Here is a 23,795-nt window from a genome sequence, read left to right on the forward strand (position 1 = left end):
ACATCTACGTTCTGAACACGTCTGAGGCAGATTGGCAGGGCGTCTGGGACATCCTCCTCGAATGGACCCCGCCTGCCAGTTTCAGTGTCTCCGGCAAGATCGAATCGATGCCATTGGGGATCGAAGCCGCCCTGAAAAGCGAAACAGGCAGCTTACTTTCTTTTTATGTCGGTCCAATCCAGCTTGCATGTCACTTCTTCAGCGCTGTCGAAATTGAGTTCGACTTCGATCCAAGGCAAGTCAGCGGAGGAACCGAAATTGAGCAGCTTGACCGCTTTATGCGATTGCTCGGTGACGCTACTGGGAAGCAGGTAATTCTGACGCAGGAAAATGATCAGGAGGCTATCATCGCCCGCTACTCTCTCGACCTTGAGAGCGTGGTTTGGACTGCATTATCATAGCCGAATGTCTGCAACGGGTCGTTTGTCGGCTGGCGGCTTCCCCCCTAACTCGTCTCGATCACACCGGCTAAGCGGTAATGAGTCTACGTCCTAAATCTCCTGCAGCCATCGTCTGGCGCCACTTTTAAGATAGGGAACGCTCATTCCATATTGACTATGGATTGGAATTATTATTTCATATTCCCGGCGCCACGCTGCCGCTCGCGCGTGAACACAACAAGGCCGACGGGAGGTTCCAATGAGCGAAGCCGTGGACGCTGAATACGCGCCGCTCGACGTTATCACTATCGGTCGCGCTTCCGTGGACCTTTATGGGCAGCAGATCGGCTCGCGGCTGGAGGACATCACCTCCTTCGCCAAGTCGGTCGGCGGCTGCCCGGCCAACATCTCGGTCGGCACGGCCAGGCTCGGCCTGCGCTCGGCACTGCTCACCCGCGTCGGCGACGAGCAGATGGGCCGCTTCATCCGCGAGCAGCTGACGCGTGAAGGCGTCAATGTCGACGGCCTTAAGACCGACAAGGAGCGGCTTACCGCCTTGGTGCTGCTGTCGGTCGAGGACGAAGGCGTTTCGCCGATGATCTTCTATCGCTCGGACTGCGCCGACATGGCGCTGGCGCCGGAAGACATCGACGAGGCCTTCATCGCCTCGGCGCGCTCGATCGTCGTCACCGGCACGCATTTTTCCAGGCCCAACAGCGATGCCGCGCAGCGCAAGGCGATCCGCATCATGAAGGCCAAGGGCGGCAAGGTGGTGTTCGACATCGACTACCGGCCGAACCTGTGGGGCCTTGCCGGCCATGCCGAAGGGTTCGAGCGCTATGTGAAATCGGACCGGGTCTCGGCGCAGTTGAAGACGGTGCTGCCCGATTGCGACCTCATCGTCGGCACCGAGGAAGAGATCATGATCGCGTCGGGCGCCGACGATTGCCTGAGCGCCTTGAAGACGATCCGCTCGCTGTCGTCCGCCACCATCGTCCTGAAGCGCGGCGCCATGGGCTGCATCGTCTATGATGGACCGATCAGCGACGATCTCGAGGACGGTGTCGTCGGCAAGGGATTTCCGATCGAGATCTACAATGTGCTGGGCGCCGGCGACGCCTTCATGTCCGGTTTCCTGCGCGGCTGGCTGGGTGGCGAAGACCATGCGACAGCGGCGACCTGGGCCAATGCCTGCGGCGCCTTCGCCGTGTCGCGGCTGCTCTGCGCGCCGGAATATCCGACCTTCGAGGAGTTGCGGTTCTTCCTCAAACACGGCAGCAAGCATCTGGCGTTGCGCAAGGACGAGGCGATCAACCACATCCATTGGGCGACGACGCGCCGGCGTGACATCCCCTCGCTGATGGCGCTCGCCTGCGACCACCGTGTGCAGCTCGAGGATGTGGCTGCAAAGGCCGGTGCCGATCCGGCGCGGATCGAAGAATTCAAGGTGCTGGCGGTCAAGGCGGCGGCGAAGGTCGCCGCCGGCCGCGACGGCTACGGCATGCTGATCGACGAGAAACACGGCCGCAAGGCAATGTTCGAATTCGCCAGGCATTCCTTCGCCTGGCTCGGGCGGCCGGTAGAGTTGCCGGGTTCGCGGCCGCTGCGCTTCGAATTCTCGCAGGACATCGGCTCGCAGCTTGTCGAATGGCCGGTCGACCATTGCATCAAATGCCTGTGTTTCTATCACCCCGACGATCCGGCGGCGCTGAAGGAAGAACAGCAGCAGAAGTTGCGCGCCCTGTTCGAAGGCGCGCGGAAGGTCGGCAGGGAACTTCTCATCGAGATCATTGCCGGCAAGCATGGCAAGCTCGACGACACGACGATCCCGCGCGCGTTGGAAGAGCTCTATGCGCTCGGCATCAAGCCGGATTGGTGGAAGCTCGAGCCGCAGGCGTCGAGCGGCGCCTGGGCGAAGGTCGAGGCCGTGATCCTGAAGCACGACCCGTGGTGCCGCGGCGTCGTGCTGCTGGGCCTGGAAGCGCCGCAGGACGAACTGGAAGCGGCGTTCGCTGCCACCGCCAAGGCGCCCATCGTCAAGGGCTTTGCGGTCGGCAGAACCATCTTCGTCCATGCGGCCGAGCAATGGCTGGCCGGCAAGATGTCGGATGACGAGGCGATCGCCGACATGGCGCAGCGCTTCGAACAGTTGACGGATGCGTGGCTTGCCGCGCGCGGCCGCAAGGCGGCATAAGAAGGCGCGGAATAGGACTGCGGAGGAAAACACCATGAGCAAGACAATCCGCCTGACGATGGCGCAGGCGCTGACCCGCTTCCTCAGCCGCCAGATGACCGAGATCGACGGCAGCAAAGTCCCGATCTTCGGCGGCGTCTGGGCGATCTTCGGCCACGGCAATGTCGCCGGCATCGGCGAGGCGCTTTATCAGCTGCGCGACGAGCTGCCGACCTTCCGCGCCCACAATGAACAGGCGATGGCGCATGCGGCGATCGCCTACGCCAAGGCCAATTTCCGCCGCCGCTTCATGGCCGCGACCTCTTCGATCGGCCCCGGCGCGCTCAACATGGTGACGGCGGCGGCGCTCGCCCATGTAAACAGGTTGCCCGTCCTGTTTTTGCCGGGCGACGTCTTCGCCAACCGCATCCCAGACCCGGTGCTGCAGCAGGCCGAGGATTTCTCCGACGGCACGGCGACGGTCAATGACTGCTTCCGTCCGGTTTCACGCTATTTCGACCGCATCACCCGGCCGGAGCAGATCATCCCGGCGCTCAGCCGCGCCATGGCTGTGCTAACCGATCCGGCCGAATGCGGCCCGGTGACGCTGTCTCTGTGCCAGGACGTACAGGCCGAGGCCTACGACTACCCCGAGAGTTTCTTTGCCGAGCGGGTCTGGCACCAGCGCCGGCCGCGCCCGGATCGCCATGAGCTTGCCGCTGCAGTCGCGGCGCTCAAGGGTGCAAAGAAGCCGCTGGTGATCGCCGGCGGCGGCGTCCTCTATTCGCAGGCGTCGGACGAACTGGCGAAATTCGCCGAGAGCGCCGGCATCCCGGTCTGCGAGACGCAAGGCGGCAAATCCTCGTTGCCGGACGACCATCCGCTCAACATGGCGGCGGTCGGCGTCACCGGCACTTCTGCCGCCAACCGGCTGGCTGAGGAAGCCGATGTCGTGCTGGCCATCGGCACGCGCCTGCAGGATTTCACCACTGGTTCGTGGGCGCTGTTCAAGAATTCGGGCAAGACCATCATCGGGCTCAACGTGCAGCCCTTCGACGCCGGCAAGCACCGGGCGCTGCCACTGGTCGCCGATGCGGCCGAGGGCCTGGCGGAACTCGGCGCGGATCTGGAAGGCTGGAAGGCGCCGGCAAGCTGGACCGCCAATGCGGCCACCGGCAAGAAGGCCTGGCAGGCCGAGGCGGCCAAGGTGACCGCGTCGACCAATGCCGCCTACCCGTCCGATGCGCAGGTGATCGGCGCCGTGCAGCGCGCCATGGGCTCCGGTGTGACGCTGCTGAATGCCTCCGGCGGCCTGCCGGGCGAGCTGCACAAATTATGGCAGGCTGGCGCGCCCGGCTCGTACCATGGCGAATATGGCTTCTCGACCATGGGCTACGAGATCGCCGGCGGGCTCGGCGCCAAGATGGCGAAGCCCGGCGAGGAGATCGTCGTCATGATCGGCGACGGCTCCTACCTGATGATGAACTCCGAAATCGCCACCTCGGTGATGCTCGGCCTCAAGCTCACTATCGTGCTGCTCGACAATCGCGGCTACGGCTGCATCAACCGGCTGCAGATGGCGACCGGCGGCGCCAACTTCAACAATCTGCTGAAGGACTCGCGCCACGAGGTCCTGCCCGACATCGACTTTGCCGCGCATGCGGCGAGCATGGGGGCGATTGCCGAGAAAGTGCCGTCGATCGCCGGGCTGGAAAACGCGCTGGCACAAGCCAGGAAGAATACGCGCACAACGGTGCTCGTCATCGACACCGACCCGCTGGTTTCCACAGATGCCGGCGGCCATTGGTGGGACGTGGCGGTGCCGGAAGTGTCGGCACGGCCGCAGGTCAACGCGGCGCGCAAGGCGTATGACGAAAAGCGGAAGATGCAGAGTGTGGGTGATTGAGGTCGGCGCTGCCCCTCACCTGCCTGCCGGCATCCTCTCCCCGTATAGGGACGGGGAGAGGGACGCTGTCACCACCGCTTTCGCCAATCACCGCCGTCGCAAGAAAGACGCCGAGGTCGCGGCTAGACCCCTTCTCCCCGTCACTATACGGGGAGAAGGTGCCGGCAGGCGGATGAGGGGCGGCGGCAACCAAAGGATAACTGTTCTAGACCGGAGTGACGACTTGAAAGCCAAACTGGGCATGTCCCCCATTGCGTGGTGGAACGACGATCTTGCGGAACTCAGCGACGACGTATCGCTGGACGAATGCCTGCGCCAGTCGCGCTCGGCCGGCTTCACCGGCATGGAGATGGGCCGGCGTTTTCCCAATGACCCCGAAATCATGCTGCCGATCCTGAAAGCCGCCGACGTCACGCTGTGCGGCGGCTGGTTCTCCGGCACGCTGGTCGATGGGGAGATGGCCGACAACAAGGATCGCATCCAGCCGATGATCGACCTGTTCAAGGCGGTGAATGCGCCTTGCATCGTCTATGGCGAGGTCGGCCGCTCGATCCAGGGCGACCGCTCGAAGCCGCTGGCGACCAAGCCGAAGCTGTCGGATGACGAGATGAAGGCCTACGCGAAACGCCTGACCGAATTTGGCGAATGGTGCGCCGAACAGGGCATGCCGCTGTCCTATCACCACCACATGGCGGCGGTGGTCGAGACCGAGCCGGAACTCGATGCCTTCATGCGCTATTCCGGAGCCGGCATTCCCCTGCTGCTCGATGCCGGACATCTGGCATTCGCCGGCGGCGACGTGCTGCGCGCCATCGACAACCATCACACCCGGATCAGCCATGTGCATGTGAAGGACGTTCGCATGGAGGTGATCGACAGGCTCGACCGCTCGAAGCAATCCTTCCTCGACGCGGTGGCGCTGGGCGCCTTCACCGTACCGGGCGACGGCTCGCTGGATTTCGGCGCCATCGTGCAGCGCTTCGCCGACCATGGCTATGAGGGCTGGTTCGTGGTCGAGGCCGAGCAGGACCCGAAAAAGAACCCGCCACTCAGGATGGCGCAGGTTGGCTACAAGGAACTGATGCGCGTCATGACCGCCGCCGGCTATACGGTCGAGACGCAAGGCTTTCCAAATGTCTAGTTTCCCAATGGCTGGTGCGACGGGTTCCCGGCGAGACCGATTGCTGTAGATTGGCCCTATGAAAGATTCCGAACACCCCTTCTTCCGGCCTTTGTGGCGGCGTGTCGCCATCGTCGCGGTCTGCGTCATCTGGTCGATCATCGAGTTCGCCACCAGCACGCCGTTCTGGGGCATGATCGCGCTCGGCTTCGCCGGCTACGCCGTCTGGCAGTTTTTTTATCTCTACAAGCCTGCTGACGAGGCGAAGCCTTCGGTCGAGCCCGAGCCGAAGGAGTAACTGATCGCATGCGTTGGCGACTAGCTTGCAGTGCTTCTCGTTTCGTCATCCTGGGGCGGAGCAAGGAGCGAAGCGACGCGGCGCAGACCCTAGGATGACGAAGTTGGAAGGGCGCCGGCCGAAGATTTGCGATGGCCCTTTCAAACAGGCGGCTTGGCTTCACGGAGTCCTTCAAGCCAACGGAATAGGAGACAAAAATGTCGAAGCTGCTCGTGAAAGCCGACAAAGGCCTTGGCCGCGTCGCCCATGTGACGCCGAAAAGCGCCGGCTGGACCTATGTCGGTTTCGATCTGCATCGGCTGAGGCCCGGCGAGAGCGTCTCCGGCAAGACGGAGGATCGTGAAGTCTGCCTGGTGTTCGTCACCGGCAAGGGCAAGGCTTCAGCCGGCGGCAAGGACCTCGGCCTGCTCGGCGAGCGCATGTCGCCCTTCGAGGGCAAGCCGTGGTCGGTGTATGTCCCTGAGGGATCGGATTGGTCGGTGACGGCGGACACCGGACTGGAACTCGCGGTCTGCTCGGCGCCGGGCCTTGGCGGCGGTCTGCCGGTGCGGGTGATCGCACCGGACGATCTCGGCCAGGAGGTGCGCGGCAAGCGCAATAACACGCGCTACGTCACCAACATATTGCCGGAGGGCAAGCCGGCCGATTCGCTGCTGGTGGTCGAGGTCATCACGCCCGGCGGCCACACGTCGAGCTATCCGCCGCACAAGCACGACCAGGACAATCTGCCCGCTGAATCCTATCTCGAGGAAACCTACTATCACCGTCTCAACCCGCCGCAGGGTTTTGCCTTCCAGCGCGTCTACACCGATGCCGACAAGAATGGCCACCGCGCGCTCGACGAAGCGATGGCGATCGAGGATGGCGATGTCGTGCTGGTGCCCGAGGGTTATCACCCCTGCGCCGCCTGCCACGGCTACGACCTCTATTATCTCAACGTCATGGCAGGGCCGAAGCGGACGTGGAAATTCCACAACGCGCCCGAGCACGAGTGGTTGATGAAGGCCTGATCGGTCGATGCGTGAGCACTCGCTCCCTGGTCCAGCACGAAAAAATCGTCGGCTAATGACCCCGCCGCAGCGTTTTGTTACCTGAAAGCCAGCAAGGCTTCGTCAATTCGTCATGGAAATCACCTATGGCAGCGAAGCTGACAAGGACTTTCCATGCGCTACGCCCTCTATTTCACCCCCCGGCAGGACGAGCCTCTGGCGCGGATCGCCGCCGACTGGCTGGGCCGCGACCCGTTCGGCGCCGCGACGAGGCCGGTCGAAGCGGTGGCAGACCTGTCGGCGGCGGAAGTCGCTTTCCACACCGCTTCGGCGCGCCGTTATGGCTTTCACGCGACGCTGAAAGCCCCGTTCCGCCTGGCTACCAACGAGACCGAAACCTCGCTGCGTGCCGCACTCGACCAATTCGCCGAGGTGACGCCGGTGGTGACCATCCCGCGTCTCGTGATCAGCCAGATCGACGGCTTCTTCGCATTGGTGCCGGAAGGGCCAGTGCCTGCGCTCAACCGGTTCGCCGATGACGTGGTGCGCGACTTCGACCGGTTTCGCGCACCGCTGAGCGAAGCGGAAATCGAGCGGCGCAGCCCGGATTCGCTGAAGCCGGCCGAGTTCCGCAACCTCTGCCAATGGGGTTACCCCTATGTCTTCGAAACCTTTCGCTTCCACATGACGCTGTCCGGCCGGGCGGGGTCACAGGAAAGCCCTCGTTTGCGCGCAGCGATCGACAGCCTGTTCGCGGACGTGCTGCAACAGAAGGTGCTGGTGGATGCGCTGACCTTGTTTGTCGAAACCGAACCGGGTGCACCGTTCATGGTGCTCTCGCATCACGCGCTCGGGCGCCGCCCGGCCAGAAAAACCGCCTCAAGGACTGCCTGAAATGACCGCCGAGACTGTTCTCCACAATGCCCGCATCGTGCTTGCCGACGAGATTGTCGAGGGCTCGCTGGTGCTGCGCGACGGCTTTATCGCCGGCATCGAAGCCGGCACCAGCCGCACCGGCGAGGATATGGGCGGCGACTACATCATTCCCGGGCTGGTCGAACTCCATACGGACCACCTCGAGGGCCATTACGCGCCGCGGCCCAAGGTGCGCTGGAATCCGATCGCCGCCGTGCTCGCCCATGACGCGCAGGTGGCGACCGCCGGCATCACCACCGTGCTCGACGCCTTGCGCGTCGGCATGGACGAAGACGCCGACCTGACATCGGCCGACATCCGCAAGCTGGCCGACGCCATCGAGGACAGTGTGAAGCAGGACCGTCTGCGCGCCGACCATTTCATCCATCTGCGCTGCGAGGTTTCGGCACCGGACTGCCTCAGGGCTTTCGCCAATTTCGACGGCGACGAGCGGGTCAAGCTGGCGTCGCTGATGGACCATGCGCCAGGCCAGCGCCAGTTCGTCGATCTCGAGACCTATGCCTACTATTACCAGCGCAAGCTGAAGCTGACCGATCGCGACTTCAAGCTGTTCTGCGAAAAGCGGATGGCCGAATCGGCGCGCAATTCGGCGCCGAACCGGGCGGTGATATCAGCCGCCTGCCAAGAGCGCGGCATCGTGCTGGCCAGCCACGACGACGCCACGTCAGGCCATGTCGACGAGGCGATCGAGCAGGGCGTGCGCGTCGCCGAATTCCCGACCACGGAAGAGGCCGCCAGGGCCTCGAAAGAGGCCGGGATGGGTGTGCTGATGGGCGCGCCCAACGTCATGCGCGGCGCCTCGCATTCGGGCAATGTCTCGGCCCGCACGCTGGCCAGCGACGGCCTGCTCGACATCTTGTCATCCGACTATATTCCCTTCAGCCTGATCCAGTCGGCGTTCTTCCTCGGCGATGTCGTCGAAGGCATTTCCCTGCCGCAGGCCGTCGCCATGGTCTCGAAGAACCCGGCCGATGCGGTTGGCCTGACCGATCGCGGCGTCATCGAACAGGGCCGCCGCGCCGATCTGGTGCGCGTGCGCGTCGACGACCATGTCCCGGTGGTGCGCACCGTGTGGCGGCAGGGACGCCGGGTCGCATGATGGTGTCGGCATCGATCGAGCGTGAACTGTCGGCCGAGACGTTTCCGATCCGCGATGGCGTTTTCGTCGCCGTCGTCGGCCCAAGCGGCGCCGGCAAGGACACAGTGATCGGCTACGCCCGCGCCCGCTTTGCCGATGAGACAAGGCTGGAGTTCGTCCGCCGCGTCATCACCAGGCCGAGCGATGTCGCCAGCGAGGACCACGACACGCTGGCCGATGCCGCCTTCGTCGAGGCCGAAGCCGATGGCGCCTTCGCCATCTCCTGGGAAGCGCACGGCTTGCGCTACGGCATCCCCGCCGATGTCGACTGGTCCGTTGCCAATGGCCGTGTCGCTGTCGCCAATGTGTCGCGCGCGATCATCCCCTCCTTGCGCGAACGCTATGTCAATCTGGCCATCGTCGAGATCACCGCCTCGCCTGAAGTGCTGGCCGAGCGTCTGGCGATGCGCGGCCGCGAGTCACGCGGCGAAGTGCTGGCGCGGCTGGCGCGCAGCGCCAATGTCACTCTGTCCGGGCCCGGCGTCACCTCGATCGACAACAGCGGCCCGCGCGAGACGGCCGGCGAACGCTTCGCCGAGGTGCTGCGCAAGGCGATGGCTTTTTCGGACATGTCGGGCCTGATCTAGATCGTCGGCTCCTGACGCCTCGTTCACGCCATGGGCGCTTTAAGCCCCAAGCGCAAAGGGCATCAGCGACACCGTGCCGGCCGAACTTTCGCCTGGGGCGAGTACGATGGTGCCCTCGTCCGGATCGCTCCATCCGCCCCGGTTGAAAGCACCGGAGGACATGGTCTGCGGTTCGACGCAAAAGTAAGGCTTGGCCGGGTCGGCGTACAGCATCAGGTGCTTGAAGATCGGATCGGCCTTGATGCGCAAACCCGCGCCGCGCGCCGGAAAGCGAAGCGTCGCCTCACCCGTCCAGCCGCCATAATCATTGTTGCGCCAGCCGGCGGGTAAAGGCCGGCTCTCGGCGAAGTCGAGTTCGGGCGCAAGCGCTATCGGATCGCCGGCGATGCCATGCGGTTCCTCCAGATAGAACCGCGCGGCCTTGAATTGCAGCGTGACGTCCGGGTCGCGATCGAACCAGGGATGCAGGCCGAAACCAAACGGCATGGAAACCGGCCCCGTGTTGGTCAGTGTCATGGTCACGCCGAGGCCTTCTTCGGACAGCACGAAAGCCTGCGTCGCGTGATAGGAGTAGGGTTCGAGGTCGGCTGCGATATCCAGCGACAGCGTTGCCTGGGCGTCGCCCGCCGCAGTGACAGTCCAGGGGTGTTTCCAGCCGCTGCCATGCACGTTGATGGCTTCGGGCGGATTGTTGGGCTGGACCCGCCAGCGCTTCGCTCGAAACTCGAAGGTATTTCCGGCGATGCGGTTGGCGTAGGGCATCATCGGGAACATGGCAACGCCAAGCACGTTGCCCGCTTCGCGATCATGGTCCGAGAGCCTGCGCATGAGATCGATGCCGCGCCAGCGCAGCGCGCTGAGGCTGCCGCCGATTTGCGGCACCAGTTCGGCTTCGAGCGCGCCGGCCCTGAGCGTCAACGGTTCAGGAATTGCAGCCATCGCCCGCCATTCGCCGCGAGGCGCTATTCCGCGGCCGCGCCGGCGGCGCTTTTGCGGGTGGCGTCGACCATCAGCCGCCGTTCCCGGAACACGCCCCATTGCTGGTCGACCAGCACGCCGATGAGGATGACGCCGCCCATCACCGCGAAGTTGAGCGAGGACGGGATGCCGAGCAGGTTGACGAGGTTCTGCAACTCCTGCAGCAGCACCGTGCCGAGGATGACCCCGATCAGCGAGCCCTCGCCGCCGCGCAGCGAGAAGCCGCCGAGCACGGCTGCGGCGATGGCGTAGAGTTCGTAGAACTGGCCGTGGCTGGCCGGTGAGATCGAGCGCGTGTACATGGCGAAATAGATCGCCGACAGCGCCGTCAGCACGCCGCAGATGACATAGGCGGCGATGACGACGCGGCCGGTGCGGATGCCCGAATATTTCGCCGCCTCCTCGTTCTTGCCGATGGCGTAGAGATAGCGGCCGAACACCGAGCGGTGCAGCACCACCCACATGACGATCGAGATGACGATCAGCGCGATAAAGCTGTTCGGCACGCCGTATGAGCGCCCGGCGGTGAGGAATTCGAGGTCGGGAAAATTCTGGCCGAAGGCAAAACCCGCGGTGCCGTCGGCGGTGTAGAAGCGGGCGACGCCGCGGTAGATCAGCAGGCCGCACAGGGTGACGACGAAGGGCTGCAGCTTGAGCCTTGTGATCAGCCAGCCATGCGCCAGGCCGATGATGGCGCCAAGCACCAGGATGAGCACGAAGGCCAGCGGCCATTCCATGCCACGCACGGCGATGAAGTCGATGAACAGCGTGCCGAGCAGCGCGACCACCGAGCCGACCGACAATTCGATGCCGCCGGTGATGATGACGAAGGCCTGGCCGATCGACAGGATGCCGAACAGGCCGATCAGGTTCGAGGTGTTGGCGAGGTTGATCGGCAGCAGGAAGCGCGGATTGATGATCGCCACGATCGCCCCGACCACCAGGATCAGGATCAGCAGGCCGAGATCTTTCTTGCTCATCGTCTTCTCCCCAATGCCTGAGCGGATCGCGCTTGAGCGAGACCCCGGCAAAACTACTTCGGCTGCTTGCCCACCGCCAGCAGCAGCACGTTTTCCTGGCTGAACCGATCCTTGTCGAGAATGCCCGAGATTTGGCCCTCATGCATGACGGCGATGCGGTCGGACACGCCGATCACCTCTTCCATGTCCGACGAGATCATCAACACGGCGACGCCGGCGTCGGCCAATGCGCGCATCAGGCCATAGATTTCCGCCTTGGCGCCGATGTCGATGCCGCGCGTCGGCTCGTCGAGGATCATCACCTTGGGGTTCATGGCCAGCCATTTGCCGAGCACGACCTTCTGCTGGTTGCCGCCCGACAGCGTGCCGGTGCGCGTCTGCACCGAAGGCGCCTTGATGCCGAGGTCTTTCTTCTGCTTCTCGGCGGTGGCGGTCTCGGCGCTTTTGGACACCAGGGAGCGGCGCGCATGCGCAGGCAGATTGGGCAAGGAAATGTTCTGCGCGATCGACAGGTCGAGCAGGATGCCGGTGAGCTTGCGGTCTTCCGGCACCAGGAAGATGCCATGCGCGACGGCGTCGGCCGCGGAAGCCAGCGCAAGCGGCTTGCCGTCGAGCTCGAGCGCGCCGCCGAGACTGGAGTCGATGCCGAAAAACACCCGCGCCAGTTCGGTGCGGCCGGAACCGACAAGCCCGGCAAGACCGAGGATTTCGCCGCGCCTGACGTCGAGGTCGACCGGCCGGCCGGGATAGGCAGGTGTGCGGATGGCCTTGGCCGCAAGCGCTACGGCGCCGGGCGCACGCGCCGCTTCCGAGGCCTTTTCGCGCTCCTTCAGCATACGGCCGATCATCAGCTTGACCATCTGGTCGTGGCCGATGTCGTGCTTGCCCAGCGTACCGGCCAGCATGCCGTCGCGCAGCACGACGACGCGGTCGGCGACGCGCTCGACCTCGTGCAGGCGGTGCGAAATGAAGATGACGCTGATGCCGTCGGCCTTCAGCGCCTTGATGACGTCGAGCAATTTGTCGGTCTCGGCGAGCGGCAGGCTCGATGTCGGCTCGTCGAGGATGACCAGTCGCGCCTCGATCGACAGCGCCTTGGCGATCTCGACCATCTGCTGTTGCGCCAGCGACAGGGTCGCAACTTGGGTGTCGGCGGAAAAATTGGCGCCGACGCGCTTCAACAGCGGCGCCACCATGGTGCGGAGCCTGGCGCGGTCGACGAGTTTCAGCGGCCCGGCGCGTAACGGCTCGCGGCCGAAGAAGATGTTGGCGGCGACATCGAGATTCTCGAACAGGTTGAGTTCCTGGTGGACGAAGGCGATGCCCGAGCCCAGGCTGGCTTCGACGGAGAGCCTGTCATGCGCGGTGCCGTCGACGGTGATCGTGCCGCTGTCGGGCGTGGTGACGCCGCCGAGGATCTTCATCAAGGTCGATTTGCCGGCGCCGTTTTCACCGACGAGGCCGATGACCTCGCCCGGCCTGACCTCCATGGAGAAGCCGTCGAGCGCGACGACGCCCGGATAGGTCTTGCGCACGTTCTCGAGGCTGAGGAACGGGCTAGTCGCGACGATGGATGTATCGGAATAATTCATCATGCCTGACAGCGATTGGCGGGCCGACCTTTTGGCAGACTGACGATCCTCGCGGTGTTCGTCAATGCGAGCAGCCGGCCCAAGCGACGTTGAGCCGGCTGAACTGCTTCAAGTCTTAGTTTCCGGCCATCGCCTTCAGATTGGCGGCGTAGGCGTCGACGTCATCCTTGCCGATGATCTTGGTCGGGATGATGATGAGGTTGCCTTCCGGGATGCCCGACTTGTCGCCCTTGAGATAGGCCGCCATCAGCTTCATGCCCTGATAGGCCCATTCGAAGGGCTGCTGCACGACGGTTGCGGCAACGGTGCCTTCCTTGACGCCGCCCAGCGTGATCGGATCGTCATCGAAACCGACGACGGTGATCGAGCCGAGCTTGCCGGCATCGCGCAGCGCTTCATAGATGCGCGGCGTGTTGTAGGAGTAGAAGCCGACCATGCAGGTGACGTCGGGGCTGGCGACCAGCGCGTCCTCGACGTTCTTCTTGGCGCGCGCCTGGTCGATGTCGTCGCCGCGCACGTCGATCAGCTCGATCTTGGTGCCGGCGAGACCATCCTTCATGCCCTGGATGCGCTCCTTGGCATTGTCGGCGCCGAGCAGGCCGACGAAGCCGAGGCATTTTCCGCCATTGGGCATCGCCTTCTTGGCGATTTCGGCCGCCTGCTTGCCGGCATCGACATTGGACGAGCCGATATAGGCGACGCGCTTGGTCTGCGGGGCGTCCGAGTCAGTGGTGAACAGCGCGGTTTCCGAAGCGATCTTGTTCAGCCCATCGGTCGAGGTCTTGGGATCGACGGCCGAGACCATGATGCCCTTGACGCCGGCGGTCACCAGATCGTCCATCAGCCGCTGCTGGATGGCGACCGAGGACTGCTCGGGATATTTGAGCTCGAGCGTATAGTCCGGCAGTTCGCCCTGCGCCTTCTTGACGCCGGCTTCGGCGGCCTTCCAGAAATCGGAAGCGCCGTTGACGACGAAGGCCAGCGTCGGCTTGTCTTGGGCGCGCGCGATTGCCGTGGCCGACAGGCCAAGCAGCAGCGCGGTCGCGGCTACGGATGCAGTTCGTATCAAGGATTTCATGTTCAACCTCCCGTTTGGCTCAGTCGTTGGACCGGCCGATCTTGCACTGACCTGATTTTGGCACTGACCTGATTTGCCGTTTGCAGCTTGGACGCCCTCCTCCTCAAAGGGGTTCCCGGCACCGAAAGAATGGCGTCGTTCCAGCCACGATCATGGACCTTAGAGACTCATCCTTCGTTCGTAAATAGTCCGATTTGTCTGACATATCACATATCCGAGACAAGGCTTGCGGAGCTAGGATCCGCTCGCCACCGGGCCATTTTTCGCACTCTCCCGCCGCCCCGGACCTGACCGGCCGGACGCGACGGATTGACGGTACAGCGCATTTTTGTATTAGTAAACAGTATTAGTTCCGAGCCAATGCCGGGGTTTCGCGGTGCGCCCGCCGCCGAGCCGTGATCACCGCTGGCCCGCCGCCCAAGCCTTCCGCCCTTTGAGTTTTGGCTTGTATGGAGATCCACGGCGGATGGACCTCCTGCATACTAATAGTTATAAACGGCCTGGACGTTATCTCTATGCATCGACGGCGTCACGCCATCTTGCCGGCCTGACCGGCCTGCCAGACTGGGATTTGCCATGAGCGAGACGACGGATCGGGCCAGCGACACGGCGAGGCGGCGCAAGGCGCCGGCCAAGGGCGCCAAGGGCCGCGTCACCATGATCGATATCGCCAGGGCGGCTGGCTGCTCGCAGGCGACCGTCTCCTTCGTGCTCAACAATTCGCCGGGGATCAAGCTGTCGCAGCAGACCCGCGAACGGGTGATCGAAGCCGCGCGGACGCTCGGCTACACCGCGCCCGCTTTCGAGGCCCTTCACCCGGCGTTGCCTGCCTTCGGGGGGCCAGCTTTCGAAGGGCTGGACGGGGTGATCGGCTTTGCCGTCGACCAGCTCGCCACCAGCCCGGAAGCCGTGGTCGCCATCGAGGGCGCGCGCCAGGCCTCGTGGAATGCCGGGAACGTGCTGCTGGTGGCGCAGACGCTGGGCGATGCCGTCATGGAGCCGCGCGCCATTTCGGCGCTGACCAAGCGGGGCACTTCGGCGCTGATCTACATGACCATCTTCACCCGCGAGATCACGGCGCCCGATTACCTCTACGGCCTCGACATCCCGGTGATCCTGCTCAACTGCTACACGGCGGACTACGCCTTCCCCGCCGTGGTGCCGAGCGAGATCGCCGGCGGCCAGAGCTCGACCCGCCACCTGATCAGCCACGGCCACCGCCGCATCGCCACCATCACCGGCGAGCCGTGGATGCAGGCCGCCCAGGACCGGCTGAAGGGCTACCGCCGCGCGCTCGCCACCGCCGACATCCCGTTCGATCCCGAGCTGGTGGTCGAGGGCGACTGGTCGGCCAGCGCGGGCTATGCCGCGACCGTCAAGCTGCTGGCGCTCAGGGATAGACCCACCGCCATCTTCTGCCAGAACGACCGCACCGCGATCGGCTGCTACGAAGCGCTGAAGGAAGCCGGCCTGCACATTCCGCAAGACATTTCCGTGGTCGGCTACGACGACGAGGAAATTGCCCGGCATTTGTTCCCGCCGCTGACGACTTCGATCCTGCCCCACATGGCGATGGGCCAATGGGCGATCGAACAGCTGGAAGCGCCGGCGTTGGTGGGGCGCGGGCGGTATCCGATTACGAAGCTGGAGTGCCCGCTGGTGGAGCGGGAGAGTGTGCGGGGGGTGAGGGGGGTGGTGGCAAACTCATGAGACACCTGAACAAGTGGCAATCAGGGGCAGGCGAGGCAGAGAGACGCCCAACCCCGCAAATGCATGCCCTGCCGGTAGCGCCACCGAAATGCACCGTCCTGCTGGGCAAGTTGCGACGCCGCCGGCGATATCCTCGATCGGTGAGCCGACCGGCAAAGTTCAACGGGTCATCACGGGGGACGGCAGGGACCAAGAATGGAGCGGTCTTCGAGGTTGAGCGAGCCTTGGGTGGCAAAGGACGATTGGCCCCTATGAGCCACGGTCGAAACGGTTTTACAATCGAAGTGCAACCCATTGATTTCCAGCGGGCGCTTTCTGACCCGTTTACACGCAAGTCGTTGGAATCTCTGGTCGCAAGGGCTAACTTCCCAAGCTTAAAGCGGAGGACGTCGCAGGCCGGTATTGAGGACGGTTCACCTGACGGTCTTTTAGCGACCCAGGGAGCTTCAAACCTTTTGACGCAATGAAAAGCTCGGTTCCGATCCGCTTGGTTTCGACCGAGTAGTTGATGTCGAATTCGTACTGTCGGCGATCTCGATATAACTTAGACACCTGAGGTGCATTGTCATAGGTGACAACCCAAGGATCTTCCAATTTTAGAACCACGCTGGCCAAAATTGCGTGATCAGATGGATTATAAAAACTTGTGTAAAGGCTTGAACCTTTGCTGAAATAAGGGGGGTCAATACAGAAAAAAGTATTTTCCAATTTCTGCGCGTTCATATCGTTAATAAATGCTAGTGCGTCACGTCGTGACAAATGTATTCTATTCTTATATTTTGATACGCGCCTAATTCTTCGAATGAGATCGTCTCGATTGAATCGGCAATCAATCTTGTAGGTCCCTATCTGAGCCAATCCACCGATCACACCAGCGTCTTTAATAATACCCGATCGGTTCGTCCGGTTCAAAAAGAAAGCGGAAAAGCCTAGGCTAAGGGGATCCTGCTGATCTTGCGTTAAATGGATTTGTCGCTGCCGCCGCCATTCGTCTATCGTGATTGGAGTCTTCGCTACCAGATAGCATAGCTCTTCGGTTCGCATCAGTACGCTGTGCCAGAACGACCAGATGGATGGGTCTACGTCGTTAATGTGTATGTCACTGACATGTCCACCGTACAGCAAAGAGAGAGCCAAGCCACATCCGCCCGCGTATGGCTCGGCATAGTGACCGAGTTCAAGATCGTTGATCCGCAACACCTGTGAGATCAGCGGCAAAAGGCACGTCTTTCCGCCGGGATATCTCAGTGGTGAGGCTGTTACCGACATCGCAGGGCCGCCTTTTGCGTTGATATCAAAGGGCTTCTATCACCGGGAACGCGAGACGGCCATGCGGATACGAGCTATTTTTTAGATACAGCGTCCTCGACGCATTTAAAGATAAGTTTTCTCATTTTTTCCATATCATTGGCCAACTGCGTGCCATTGAAATGTGCGGCGTCTTCATCGTGCTTCGTGGTGTTGCCGTATTTTGACACGCGCTCGATGGCCTCTCGAAGACCTTTGGTCTGTTCTTTGTTTCCAAGACCGTATCCCGTCAGACGGAGAACGCTGAGGAAAGAAATGAAATCCACTGTAGAGCCCAATTTTGCACACAACGATTCCACAAAGGCCCAAAGTCCGATCGCAACGATGGGTGTGTTGTCGGTGAGCGGTATGTTGCAGATCGAAAAATACAGGTTCGAAAGCTTGTAGCTTCCGAGCTTTCCTAGCTCATCTGCAATAGCTTGGTCGTAAGGTAGTTTTTTCGGCGCCCCTGGACTCTTTGGCTTCGCCGCCTTTTCGCTTGTTTTGCCCTTTGGATCTAGGGCGGTAAGCGGTGCAGGCGCAACTGTCTCCCCAGACAACCCGGTCATTCGGCTGAGTTTGCGGGCATACTCATCGATCTCGGGTTTATTTTTTCGAGATGTCACCTGACCATTATCAGTCTGCAGATCACCGACAAATTGAGTCAGCAACTTATCGAAGTCGCCCTTTGGCCGGTTGGACTTCAATTCGGTCGGGTCCGTTCGGTCAATTCCCAACGCCTCTTGCATGAGAGAGTTTCCGAGGAACCGCTGAACAGTAGTCAGCTTCCCAGCTCGATCGGCTGCCGAAATGACGTTGTTCTCGACGGCATAATCCAACACCGCCATAGCAACGCTGTTTTTCCTTTTCCCACTGTTGCGCTGCTTTTGATCAGCGTTCCAGTGCCGCCGACCGATACCTCCAGACAGGCCATCATGTAATCTATCTAACCAGACTTTTACTTCTGTCTTACTTTTGAACTCGACTGACGCCACTTCATCGGTTGCCTCCCACCCTTTAGAAAGCTTTTCGAAATCTTTCCTAAGATGTGCAGGGGCCAGATCTGGGTCGTTGAGCAGTTTCAAGGCGCACAGTCGACGATTGCCCTCGGCAGCTATGTAGGTTCCAGAGACTTTTCCAGGGAGGAGCGCGAAAAGCTCTAAAGGGCTCAGCCCGTGGCTAACAATGTCTCGCGCGATGGGCAGAATTTGCTCCTGCTTGCAAAGGTAGGCAATAACCTCTTCCTGTGTGTCGTATGGAACGTGTCTCGGATTCTCATGATCCAGAAATATTCGATCGACGCTCACAAACTTTCCTATTTGACGCCTCGCCATCCTGCTCCCCCAATGTTTTGCTGTCGTTTATAGTTGAGGGGAATATTGATTTACAACTCTGGAAACCAAAATATTTCAGTCAGCAAAATAATTTTGCGGCAAGAGGTGCGCGCCTCCTATTCAAATGATCGAACCTAGGCAATCCAGGCAAAAGGGATGGGAACTGAACCCGGCTGCGGGTGCAAATGGCTCCCGTTCCAAATTCTGCCTGCGTGTCCAAGAAATGCGAACGAAGAGTGATCTCCTGTGCGGATTTTGTACGGATAACGGCTACAAGTTGCTGCTCTGTTCCACATTTCCCTACGATCAAGTACGAGCGCGACAAAACGATCCCGGCCTAAACGTTTATTATCATTGTGAAATTTGGCGCACCCGACAGGATTCGAACCTGTGACCTCTGCCTTCGGAGGGCAGCGCTCTATCCAGCTGAGCTACGGGTGCTTTCCGGAATCCGGAAAACGAACCAGCCGGTGAACCGGCAAGTCACGGCTTCTTAGCGGAAGCAGGCGCGGGCTTCAACGGGCAAATGGCGATTGGCGCGGCGACCTGGCCCGGTGCGTCCGGGCTGCGGCCTATGAGGTTGCCGGCTCGGTCTTCGTCGTCCGCCTTCCGCGCACCGCCCGCTTCGGCTTCTTCGCGCCCGCCAGTTCATGCATCGCATCGAGCTGCATCTGCTGCATTTCGGCCAGGCGCGTCCATTGGCGCGAGATGAGGTAGTCGAGCTTTTCGTGCAGGTGGCGCACTTCGAGCTCGGCCTTGAGGTTGACGCGGTAGTCGTTGAAGGAGCGCAGGCGGTCCTTGGACTCCTGCCGCCGCTGGCTCATCATGATGATCGGCGCCTGGATGGCGGCGATGCAGGAGAGCAGCAGGTTGAGCAGGATGAAGGGGTAGGGGTCGAAGGCGGCGCTCATGCCTTCGAGCAGGTTGATGCCGATCCACACCAGAAGCACGCTGCCGAACGAGATCAGGAACCACCAGCTGCCGCCGAAGGCCGCCATGTTGTCGGAGACGCGGTCGGCGAAGGTGCGGTGCTCCTCGAATTCTTCTTCCGAGTTTTCGGAAATCGTGTCCTGCCTGGCGATCGATTCGACCACCTGGCGGTCGAGCTCGGAGAATTCGCCGTGCTCCTGCTGCAGCAGCTCCTCCATGTAGCGCATGCGGTAGCGGCCGAGCTCGGCGCGGCTGATGCGGGCGCCGGCCGGCAGGTCGGGATGGTCCGACCGGATGCGGTCGGCGAGGCTCGGGCGCAGCGTGTCGATGCGCACCAGGTCGCGCTTGCGGAATTTGCGGCCCGAGATCGCCGACGGTTTTTTCTTCGGCTTGCCACGGTGGGCGCCCGGGCCCGCGGGTTCGGAGTCCGGCACTTCGGGCGTCTCGAAATGCTCGTCCGACACCGGGTCGGCCTCCAACTCACTGAGGGTCGGCGCCTCGAAATATTCGCCGCCGTCATCGTTCTGATTGTCTGCCGGTTGCTCGGGCGTTTTGGGGACGGTGCTCATGGTGCGGGCTCCTGATGGTGCTGGGCGACGATAGACAGAGGTGGCGGCGCATAGCCAGCGCCGGGCACGGATTTCGCAGGCCGGACAAGTGGTTTTGATCGGAGAAGGCGATGTGGCTGACCCGGCTCGCCCTTCGCAGGCTCAGGGCGGGTGGAGACGTTCGAAATTGGCCGAAGCGGGAAGAACTTGCCCGATGTCTGCGCCAATCACCCCCCTCTGTCCTGCCGGACATCTCCCCCTCAAGGGGGGAGATTGGCTGTTATCCCGGCTTTCGCCAATTTCCACCGTCACAGGAGTGAGCGGAGCGCCGAAGCTGCCAATCTCCCCCCTCGAGGGGGAGATGTCCGGCAGGACAGAGGGGGGCGCTGTCCCGCCAACGTGCACAAGGTTCTGCAGGGTGGTGACGCGTTTGGAGTCCCGGCATGGATCCTCGGGTCTGCGCCGCGTCGCTACCCTCCTTGCTTCGCCCGTGGATGACGAAGTGGTGGGCGGCAGCCGTGCACCCAGACGCGAACCGCGCCGCGGCCACTACTGCTCGGCGAACATCAGCCTGGTCTTGGTGCCGTCCATGGTCGGCGACAGGCTCCGCTGGATCAGCGCTTCGACATGGTCGTTGCGCTGGCGGGCTGAGTCGGCGCCCATCACCACGACGATCAAATTGCGGCCGTCGGCGTTGTAGGAGGTGACGATGTTGAAGCCCGAGGCCCTGATGTAGCCGGTCTTGATGCCGTCGACGCCGCGCACGCGCCCGAGCATGTCGTTGTGGCCGCGCACCAGCCGGCCGCGGAACATGAAGTCGCTTTCGGAGAAATAGTGGAACTGCTGCGGAAAGCGCTGACGCAGCGCCATGCCGAGCACCGCCATGTCGCGCGCCGTGGTCATCTGGCCACCGTCGGGCAGGCCGGAGGCGTTGCGGAAAATGGTGCTGGTCATGCCGAGCTGGCGCGCCCTGGATGTCATCATGGCGGCGAACTGGTCCTCCGAACCGCCGAGATATTCGCCGACCGCCACCGCCACGTCATTGGCCGATTTGACGACGATGGCGCGGATCGCCGAATCGACGTCGATGCTTTCGCCGCGCCGGAAGCGCAGCTTGGTCGGCGGCTGCGAGGCGGCATGGTCCGACACCGGGATCTGCGTCTGCTTGCCGACGCGGCCGGAGTCCAGCGCCTCGAACAGCAGATAGAGCGTCATCATCTTGGTCAGCGAGGCCGGGTAGCGCTGCGCCGTCGAGCTGACCTCGAACAGCTGCTTGCCGGTCCTGGCGTCGACGACGATGGCCGCATATTTCTGCGCCGGCGCCGGCACGGCCAGCACGCTGTCGGGCGGCGTCGTGGTCGAGCAGCCGGCCAGCAGCACCAGCAGGGCGAGTGCCGCAAAAACTCTCTGGATGAGCGGAAGGGGGTTGTACAAGGGCAAGTCTGTTCTGGGGTCGGCTGTTGCTGAGATGCGGCGAAGCTAACGTAACGCATGTGATGCGTCCATTTGGTTAATGGCGGCAGCAAGGCATTTGCCCAGGTTTGCGCATATTTTCAGAGCTTGGCGCCGCCCCTCATCTGGCTGCCGCCATCTTCTCCCCGTGAACGGGGAGAAGGACGCTCTCCTCGACGGGTTCGCCAACCGCCGGCGTCGCAGAGTGAACGCCAACGCCGCGGCATCGCCCTTCTCCCCGTTCACGGGGAGAAGGTGCCGGCAGGCGGATGAGGGGCAGCGCCGGCGTCGGCTATCGGCCCCGCCGAGCATCTGCCCCGAAAACGCCGGTTTTCCCGTGTCTTTCCTTGCCAGGGCCGCGTTTCCCGTGGGAAGGGGCGTGGTATCTCAGGGCTTGGGGGCTTGGCATGACGAATATCGGGGCCGGGGGCGCAGCGCCCTCGCTTATCAGGGCATCGCTCAGCCGCACCGGCAAATGGGCCGGCAGCGTCGCCTTTATCGGGGGTGCCGTATCAGACATCCTCAATCCGCTGGCGCCGTTCGCCGCCTATATCGCGCTGATCGCCGCGGTGGCCGCAATCATCATCGCCATTGCCATCGTGCTCAGGCTGGTGCTGGCGGCCAGAGCGCTGCCGGCCTTGATCTTCGCCACAACAGCAGCGGCCGTCGCCGGCGGCGTCTACGGCCTGCAGCAGCAGACCAACGCCCAGAACGGGGTGATCGCCAGCCTGGTGCCGGCCATTGCCGGGCTGCAGCAGTCGATGGGCATCGTGTCCGAAAAAGTGGCCAGGATCGAGCAGACCGTCACGCAGACGCAAAAGACGGTCGAGGCGGTCAAGCAGACCACCGACACGGTGGCGAAGAAGGCCGACGAGATCGCTAACGCCCAGCAGCAGCAGACGCAGCAGACGGCGGAAGTTCAGAAGACCACCGAAGAGGTGAAGAAGCAGACCGAGACGCTGGCCGCCGGCCAGGCGCAGCAGCAGGCCCAGACCGAAAAACTGCAAGCGACGACGCAGCAGATCGCCGCCTCGATCGACACAATAGCCAAAGGCTTTGCCGCGCTTGCCGCGCAGGGCGGGGCGATCGCCGAGCCGAAGCGGCCGGACGAATTCTACCACAATGCCCGCGTCTACGAGCTGTCCGGCGACATGCTCAATGCACGGCGTTCCTATCTCGCCTTTGCCGGTTTCGACGTCGACGCCATCGACCCCTACACCCGCTTTGCCACGCTGCTTCGGGTGCAGGACGGCAAGGCCGGCGCCCGCGAGGTGTTCGGCGCGCTTGCCGACAAGGGCAAGGCGCTGTCGATCAAGCTGGTGCATATCCAGCAGTTCGACGACGCCCAGCGGCTCGACAAGCTCAACGCCTTCATATCAGCCAATGCGGATTTCGCGCCGGCCTATTTCCTGCTGGCGCAGGAGTTTTCCGAAGACCGGCTCGGCGCCCAGACGCTGGCCGACAAGCGCAACGAGGCCAAGGCACTGACCCAGTTCACGTCCTACGAAAAGGATGGCGGGCTGCTCAAATATTTCGTCGACCAGACGCAGCTCGCCGACTGGCTGGACCGCAGCCGCAGCCGGCTGGCGGCACTCGGCGACGTGCTCGATCCCGCCCGCTTCGTGCCTTCGCTGACGCCGATGCGCTCCAACCAGGGCTGGTCGATGACCATCTCGCTGCCGGAGCCGGCGACCGCCATCTCCTGGCGCATGGGCGACAGCGGTCCGTTCACCGACACCGGTTTCCTGGCGATGAACGACCAGACCACCGGCAAGCCGATGGCCAATCCGAGCTTCGAGATGCCCGACAGCACCGTGGCCGGGATCATCGCCATCAAATATCTCGACATCAGGGGCCGCGAGACCGGCCCGTTCGACATCCGCTTCGACCCGGAGACCGCCCTTCAGCAAGGCAACAAGCAGATCCTGGACCAGTTCTGGACCTCGTGGATCGCCTTCGATGCCAGCGGCAATCACGGCCTGGTCTATTTCACCCAGATGCTGTCCTACCGCTGCGCCATCAAACAGGTGCATTACAGCCTGAACGGCGCGGCGCTCGACAAGGAGATCAAGATGCCGCCCTGCGACAAGAAGGACCCCTACGCCATCCCCTACGACTACCAGCCCTATTTCAAGGTCGCCGACAGCGTGAAATCGATGTCGGTGCAGGTCACCTACACCGACGACACCAAGTCGCCGGTACGGGAATACAAGCGGCAGTAGAGGCGCCCACCCTCCCCCTTGTGGGGAGGGCTATCGCACGTGGAATTCTTGAGATGTCTGCCCGGCACGGACCCCCACCCCTAACTTGCCGGGGCGAGCCACGGGTCTCGCCCGTCCTTCGGACCCCCACAAGGGGGAGGGAGACTTCCGTTGGCGC

19 protein-coding genes and 1 tRNA gene are annotated in these 23,795 nt (G+C 62.7%); 11 read left to right on the forward strand and 9 right to left on the reverse strand.

Annotated features, from left to right (window positions below):
* From EOD15_RS35705 to phnN, 9 genes are all read left to right on the forward strand, one after another.
* A partial coding sequence (locus EOD15_RS35705) for a hypothetical protein (RefSeq protein WP_185928979.1) occupies positions 1 to 401 on the forward strand: 401 nt, incomplete at its 5' end.
* Between the two features lie 238 nt (positions 402 to 639).
* On the forward strand, positions 640 to 2,574 hold the full coding sequence (iolC, locus tag EOD15_RS06975; RefSeq protein ID WP_127408383.1) for a 5-dehydro-2-deoxygluconokinase: 1,935 nt from the start codon (positions 640 to 642) through the stop codon (positions 2,572 to 2,574).
* 34 nt (positions 2,575 to 2,608) lie between these two features.
* Complete coding sequence (gene iolD, locus EOD15_RS06980; protein ID WP_127408384.1) at positions 2,609 to 4,459, forward strand: 3D-(3,5/4)-trihydroxycyclohexane-1,2-dione acylhydrolase (decyclizing); 1,851 nt, start codon at positions 2,609 to 2,611, stop codon at positions 4,457 to 4,459.
* Positions 4,460 to 4,682: 223 nt separating this feature from the next.
* Positions 4,683 to 5,600, forward strand: a complete 918-nt coding sequence (iolE, locus tag EOD15_RS06985) for a myo-inosose-2 dehydratase (protein ID WP_127320050.1) — start codon at positions 4,683 to 4,685, stop codon at positions 5,598 to 5,600.
* 58 nt (positions 5,601 to 5,658) lie between these two features.
* Positions 5,659 to 5,877 carry a DUF3329 domain-containing protein gene (locus EOD15_RS06990; protein WP_127269081.1) on the forward strand — a complete coding sequence of 73 codons (219 nt, stop codon included), beginning with the start codon at positions 5,659 to 5,661 and terminating at the stop codon, positions 5,875 to 5,877.
* Between the two features lie 197 nt (positions 5,878 to 6,074).
* The gene (gene iolB, locus EOD15_RS06995; RefSeq protein ID WP_127320048.1) at positions 6,075 to 6,887 is read left to right on the forward strand and encodes a 5-deoxy-glucuronate isomerase; all 813 of its coding nucleotides are present in this window, start codon (positions 6,075 to 6,077) and stop codon (positions 6,885 to 6,887) included.
* 153 nt (positions 6,888 to 7,040) lie between these two features.
* The gene (locus tag EOD15_RS07000; protein WP_127320046.1) at positions 7,041 to 7,760 is read left to right on the forward strand and encodes a DUF1045 domain-containing protein; all 720 of its coding nucleotides are present in this window, start codon (positions 7,041 to 7,043) and stop codon (positions 7,758 to 7,760) included.
* Position 7,761: 1 nt separating this feature from the next.
* On the forward strand, positions 7,762 to 8,901 hold the full coding sequence (locus EOD15_RS07005) for an alpha-D-ribose 1-methylphosphonate 5-triphosphate diphosphatase (RefSeq protein ID WP_127320044.1): 1,140 nt from the start codon (positions 7,762 to 7,764) through the stop codon (positions 8,899 to 8,901).
* Entirely contained in the window at positions 8,898 to 9,527 is a 630-nt protein-coding gene (gene phnN, locus EOD15_RS07010; protein ID WP_164761676.1) for a phosphonate metabolism protein/1,5-bisphosphokinase (PRPP-forming) PhnN, read from the forward strand. Before EOD15_RS07005 ends, phnN begins: the two co-directional genes overlap by 4 nt.
* A gap of 39 nt (positions 9,528 to 9,566) precedes the next feature.
* On the opposite strand, the gene EOD15_RS07015 is transcribed toward phnN, so the two are convergent.
* From EOD15_RS07015 to EOD15_RS07030, 4 genes are all read right to left on the reverse strand, one after another.
* Positions 9,567 to 10,466 carry an aldose 1-epimerase gene (locus EOD15_RS07015; protein ID WP_127320042.1) on the reverse strand — a complete coding sequence of 300 codons (900 nt, stop codon included), beginning with the start codon at positions 10,464 to 10,466 and terminating at the stop codon, positions 9,567 to 9,569.
* 23 nt (positions 10,467 to 10,489) lie between these two features.
* Positions 10,490 to 11,485 (reverse strand): ABC transporter permease, encoded by a 996-nt coding sequence (locus EOD15_RS07020; RefSeq protein ID WP_027040007.1) that lies wholly within the window; start codon positions 11,483 to 11,485, stop codon positions 10,490 to 10,492.
* 53 nt (positions 11,486 to 11,538) lie between these two features.
* A complete protein-coding gene (locus tag EOD15_RS07025) occupies positions 11,539 to 13,077 on the reverse strand; it encodes a sugar ABC transporter ATP-binding protein (protein ID WP_127320040.1) in 1,539 nt (512 codons plus the stop codon).
* A 115-nt stretch (positions 13,078 to 13,192) separates the two neighbouring features.
* On the reverse strand, positions 13,193 to 14,155 hold the full coding sequence (locus EOD15_RS07030; protein WP_127320038.1) for a sugar-binding protein: 963 nt from the start codon (positions 14,153 to 14,155) through the stop codon (positions 13,193 to 13,195).
* Positions 14,156 to 14,731: 576 nt separating this feature from the next.
* Here EOD15_RS07030 and EOD15_RS07035 point away from each other — a divergent pair.
* Positions 14,732 to 15,865 carry a LacI family DNA-binding transcriptional regulator gene (locus EOD15_RS07035; RefSeq protein WP_185928980.1) on the forward strand — a complete coding sequence of 378 codons (1,134 nt, stop codon included), beginning with the start codon at positions 14,732 to 14,734 and terminating at the stop codon, positions 15,863 to 15,865.
* A 360-nt stretch (positions 15,866 to 16,225) separates the two neighbouring features.
* On the opposite strand, the gene EOD15_RS07040 is transcribed toward EOD15_RS07035, so the two are convergent.
* The 5 genes from EOD15_RS07040 to EOD15_RS07065 all read right to left on the reverse strand — a co-directional run bounded on the left by EOD15_RS07040 (position 16,226) and on the right by EOD15_RS07065 (position 21,404).
* The gene (locus EOD15_RS07040) at positions 16,226 to 17,134 is read right to left on the reverse strand and encodes a DNA adenine methylase (protein WP_127322733.1); all 909 of its coding nucleotides are present in this window, start codon (positions 17,132 to 17,134) and stop codon (positions 16,226 to 16,228) included.
* A 74-nt stretch (positions 17,135 to 17,208) separates the two neighbouring features.
* Positions 17,209 to 18,459, reverse strand: a complete 1,251-nt coding sequence (locus tag EOD15_RS07045) for a hypothetical protein (protein ID WP_127322734.1) — start codon at positions 18,457 to 18,459, stop codon at positions 17,209 to 17,211.
* A gap of 391 nt (positions 18,460 to 18,850) precedes the next feature.
* Positions 18,851 to 18,927, reverse strand: a tRNA-Arg gene (locus EOD15_RS07050).
* Positions 18,928 to 19,058: 131 nt separating this feature from the next.
* The gene (locus tag EOD15_RS07055) at positions 19,059 to 19,985 is read right to left on the reverse strand and encodes a DUF1003 domain-containing protein (protein WP_127408385.1); all 927 of its coding nucleotides are present in this window, start codon (positions 19,983 to 19,985) and stop codon (positions 19,059 to 19,061) included.
* Positions 19,986 to 20,513: 528 nt separating this feature from the next.
* Positions 20,514 to 21,404: a D-alanyl-D-alanine carboxypeptidase family protein gene (locus EOD15_RS07065; protein WP_127322911.1), complete on the reverse strand. Its 891-nt coding sequence runs from the start codon at positions 21,402 to 21,404 to the stop codon at positions 20,514 to 20,516.
* A 419-nt stretch (positions 21,405 to 21,823) separates the two neighbouring features.
* Here EOD15_RS07065 and EOD15_RS07070 point away from each other — a divergent pair, with 419 nt between their 5' ends.
* Positions 21,824 to 23,638, forward strand: a complete 1,815-nt coding sequence (locus EOD15_RS07070) for a methyl-accepting chemotaxis protein (protein WP_127408386.1) — start codon at positions 21,824 to 21,826, stop codon at positions 23,636 to 23,638.
* Positions 23,639 to 23,795: the final 157 nt, after the last annotated feature.

The sequence above is a fragment of the Mesorhizobium sp. M7A.T.Ca.US.000.02.2.1 genome (assembly GCF_003996995.1).
Lineage (GTDB): Bacteria > Pseudomonadota > Alphaproteobacteria > Rhizobiales > Rhizobiaceae > Mesorhizobium.